Consider the following 3,581-nt stretch of genomic DNA (forward strand, 5'->3'; position numbering starts at 1 on the left):
CCCACCCACTGCTCCTCATTGGTCGATCGGCTTGGCAAGACCTCCGGGCTAGCGGCCATCTCAACGCCGATGGGCTGTCCTGGATCGCCCCCCGTCCCCGGGTCGCCATCGCACCGCACTCGCTTCCCGCCGCGCCGCCGCTGACTTGACCCGCGCGAGCGGACGCTTCCCGGACGAGAGGAGGTGATGCCTCCCGCACGCCTAAATCGAGAGATGACCCCGAGTGGACGCTCGGGGTTTTTTCATGCCCAAAGAATGATCTTGAAGGAGATTCGGTGTTCAATGTGGTGCGTTCGGGTGGGGCCGGTGGGTCCGGCCCTGCGTGGGGCGTGATTGCGCTCGCCAGTGGTGGTGGCGCGGTGGCGTCGGCGGTCGGCGGGGCCGCGGTGGGGCATCCGGTGGCTGGCCTGGTGGTGGCCAGCTGCGTGCTGCTCTCGCCGTGGGTGCTGGCTGGTGTTCTGGTGGCGGCCGCCGCGCTGGTGGCCGTGACGGGTAGCCGGGCACGTCGCGGTCGCCGTGGTGCCGCCGACGGAGCAAGCGACGGGACGGTCGAGGTGATCGACGCGCTGCGGCGGCTGGTCGACAGCGTGCTCGGCCGCTGACGCGGCAGACCCAGGAGAGAGTCATGACCGACGGCTGTTTTAGGTGCGCTCACGGCGCGGCGTAGCTCGCTACCGCTTCATTCACGATAACGTTCCTTCTCATGAATGAGATCGAGGTCCGGGGGAGACCCCAACCAGTCACGTCTCTCGATCCCGACGAGCAGCTGTCCGAGACGGCGCGGCGACGCATCCACGAGTCGGTGCCCGCCTCGACGCGGCGCGCCTACGCCGGCGACTGGCGGCGGTTCACGCTCTGGTGCACCGACAACCAGCGCTCGCACCTGCCGGCCACCGCGGCGACCCTGGCCGAGTACGTCTCACACCTCGCCGACCAGGGCAAGGCCGCCTCCACCATCGAGCGCGCCATGGCGGCCATCGCCGTCGCCCACAGCAGCGCCGACCTTGCGGCACCGCACACCCGACCTGCCCGCGCGGTGCTGCGCCGCCACCGCGCCGAACTCGCCGACGGTGGCCGCGCAGTGCGCAAGGCCAAAGCGCTGACCGTCACCGCACTACGCGCGATGGTCGACACCCTCGACGTCGCCACCCTGGCCGGGGCGCGCGACCGAGCACTCATTGTGGTCGGCTTCGCCCTCGGCGCCCGCCGCAGCGAACTCGCCGCACTCAACATCGCCGACCTCACGTTCACCGACGACGGACTGCAGGTCACCATCCGACGCTCTAAAACCGACAAGGACTCCCTGGGCCGCGCCACCGCCCTGCCCTACACCTCCCGACCGGCCACCTGCCCGGTCCGCAACATGCAGGCGTGGCTGGACACCCTGGCTACTTTGGGGGAGACGTCCGGACCAGTGTTCCGGCGCATCGACCGGCACGGCAACCTCGGACGGGCGCCGCACGGCCGCGGCGAGGCGAACGGCCGGATCACCGGCCAGGCCGTCGCCATCATCGTCCGCCGCACCGCGCTGCGCGCCGGCCTGGACGCCGCCTCCGCCTTCTCCGGTCACTCCCTGCGCCGCGGGTTCGCCACCGAAACCCACCGGCGGGGCAAGAACCCGCTGCGGATCGCCCGGCACGGCGGATGGAAGGACGGCTCGGCCACCCTGGCCGGCTACATCGAGGATGCTGACCAGTGGGAGGACAACGCCCTGACCGACGTAGGTCTGTGAACGCCAGTCGCAGCCGGCGGAGCCCGGAGTACCTCGCTCGACGAGACGGCGTCGCGACGCTCTACAAGCGCTAGACGCAAGCGCCCACTGAGCGCTAAGTTCGCATGACTACTCGGCGAGTGCTCACAGGAGGTCCCGTGCCCCCGAACCGATCTACCAACCCCGTGCGTGAGCGCCGCGTCGAACTCGGGCTCACCCAACAGGAAGCCGCGAAGCGAGCCGAAGTCTCCATCGCTACCTGGCGCCGTCTCGAGACCACAAACGAGCTGGACGGGTTCAAACCCGACAACGTCAAAGGCTTCGCCCGAGCTCTTCGCCTCGCCATGGCCGAGTTCCGCCAGCTGATGGGATCTGAGCAGGTAGCCAAAGCCGACGCGGCAGCAGATGACCTCGTACGGTTCTTCAACTCTTCGTTCACTGGTGATCCACTGACCGCAGCCGACGCGATGGCCCTCCACAGCACCGTCGCCTTCTCCGATTTCGCACCGATGAAGACTGGGCGGTTCGCCGTCGAGCACACCCTCGGGTGCGGCTTCGCCGCCTTCCTCAAAGGAGAAGCCTCCATCAGGGAGGTGGAGCTCCTGCGTGACCTGCCCGAGCTGGCGCTCACCCAGGTGAACAACCACTGGCTGGTGCGGATGGGCGAACGGATCATGCGAGTTGGCGGTGAGCTGGGCGAAGGCCGGGTTCCCCGCCCCGTTTGCCTCGCTGACGAGTACGCCCTGTCCATCGTCATCTTGAATACCGATCCGCCCAGCGTCGGCGACGTGCTCGACACGTTCCCGGGTCTTAACGACCGTGAGCACCTGCCACCGCGCTACTGGGATGAAGAGGACGGGCAAGAGCTTGTCTGGGACTGGCGTGATCGGATGCTTGGCGCGCTTCTTCCGCCTGACGAGGCTCACGACTACCGGCGACACGATCTTCTGGTCATGGAAGCACACGGGCAGGGCGTGTACGACACCTCCGACCCCCGCCATCCCTTGCGGTGGTTCGACCGAGACGATCTGCGGGAACAGTGCCAGTCTTCCCTCGCCTACGCCAGGCTTTCCGAGCAAGAACAGACTGAACGCCTCAGAGAAGCGATGGGCCGCATCCGCGGCTAGTTCTCGTAATGGACCCGGAGCGCCGCGCGACGCAAACCGCGCAGCGGCGGCTACTCGACCAGCCCGGCGCCGCTACGGCCACACACTGTCGGCCCGGCGTAGCAGAGGGCAGGCTGCCGGCGGTGGCCCAAGTTAAGTGAGAAGGATGAGGAGATGGCCCAAGTTATTGAGAATGGCTCAGGTCAGATGAGAAATGACAGCATACCGGTCGACGATTTCGGCCAGCGTCCGTGGTTCGTTCCGTCAAGGTTCGATAATGTACATTATGTCAAGTAAGGCGGGCAGGGCCCTCCTCCGGAGAGCCGCAGCGCGGCTCACGGCGAGTCCCGTTCGGCCGCCTGGGGCGTCCTGTGGTCTCCGTGGGCAACACTCCGCCTACAGCCCTGATGCGCGTCAAAGCACGCCGGCGCCGCCCAGGCCCGAGGCCGCGGATCTACCGCGCATGACACAGCGCAGACCTGCGCCGCACACCTGCGAAGTTCTCGGTGACGACCTCTGCGGGCCGACCGACCGCTTGCCGGCTGTGCGTCGACGCCGCTCCCCTCTCCCGGGATAGCCGGGAACCCGAAAATCCTGCATAATATCCCTTATGCATGACAAACAGGACGAATCGGTAGGGCGTCTGATCGAGGAGTTCCTGACCGCGCGGGCCACCCGCAAGCCCTCCCCGCACACCCTCGCGGCCTACCGGCGGGACCTGCGTAGCGTCGCCGCGCTGGTGGGCGACGACAGCACCCCTCCCC

At 67.8% G+C, this 3,581-nt stretch carries 3 protein-coding genes and 1 pseudogene; all 4 read left to right on the plus strand.

Features of this window, described 5'->3' with window-relative positions; genetic code table 11:
- The first annotated feature begins 275 nt into the window (after positions 1-275).
- Positions 276-602, plus strand: a complete 327-nt coding sequence (locus DKT69_RS36240; protein ID WP_146231314.1) for a hypothetical protein — start codon at positions 276-278, stop codon at positions 600-602.
- Positions 603-703: 101 nt separating this feature from the next.
- A complete protein-coding gene (locus DKT69_RS36245) occupies positions 704-1,732 on the plus strand; it encodes a tyrosine-type recombinase/integrase (protein WP_109805859.1) in 1,029 nt (342 codons plus the stop codon).
- A 164-nt stretch (positions 1,733-1,896) separates the two neighbouring features.
- A complete protein-coding gene (locus DKT69_RS36250) occupies positions 1,897-2,838 on the plus strand; it encodes a helix-turn-helix domain-containing protein (RefSeq protein WP_161558019.1) in 942 nt (313 codons plus the stop codon).
- A 589-nt stretch (positions 2,839-3,427) separates the two neighbouring features.
- A pseudogene (locus tag DKT69_RS36255) lies at positions 3,428-3,581 on the plus strand (tyrosine-type recombinase/integrase); the annotation flags it as partial.

Source organism: Micromonospora sicca, from assembly GCF_003172935.1.
Lineage (GTDB): Bacteria > Actinomycetota > Actinomycetes > Mycobacteriales > Micromonosporaceae > Micromonospora > Micromonospora sicca.

Excerpts from the sequence above, each read along its gene's own strand:
- DKT69_RS36245 (WP_109805859.1), top strand. The coding sequence starts at position 704 with ATGAATGAGATCGAGGTCCGGGGGAGACCCCAACCAGTCACGTCTCTC.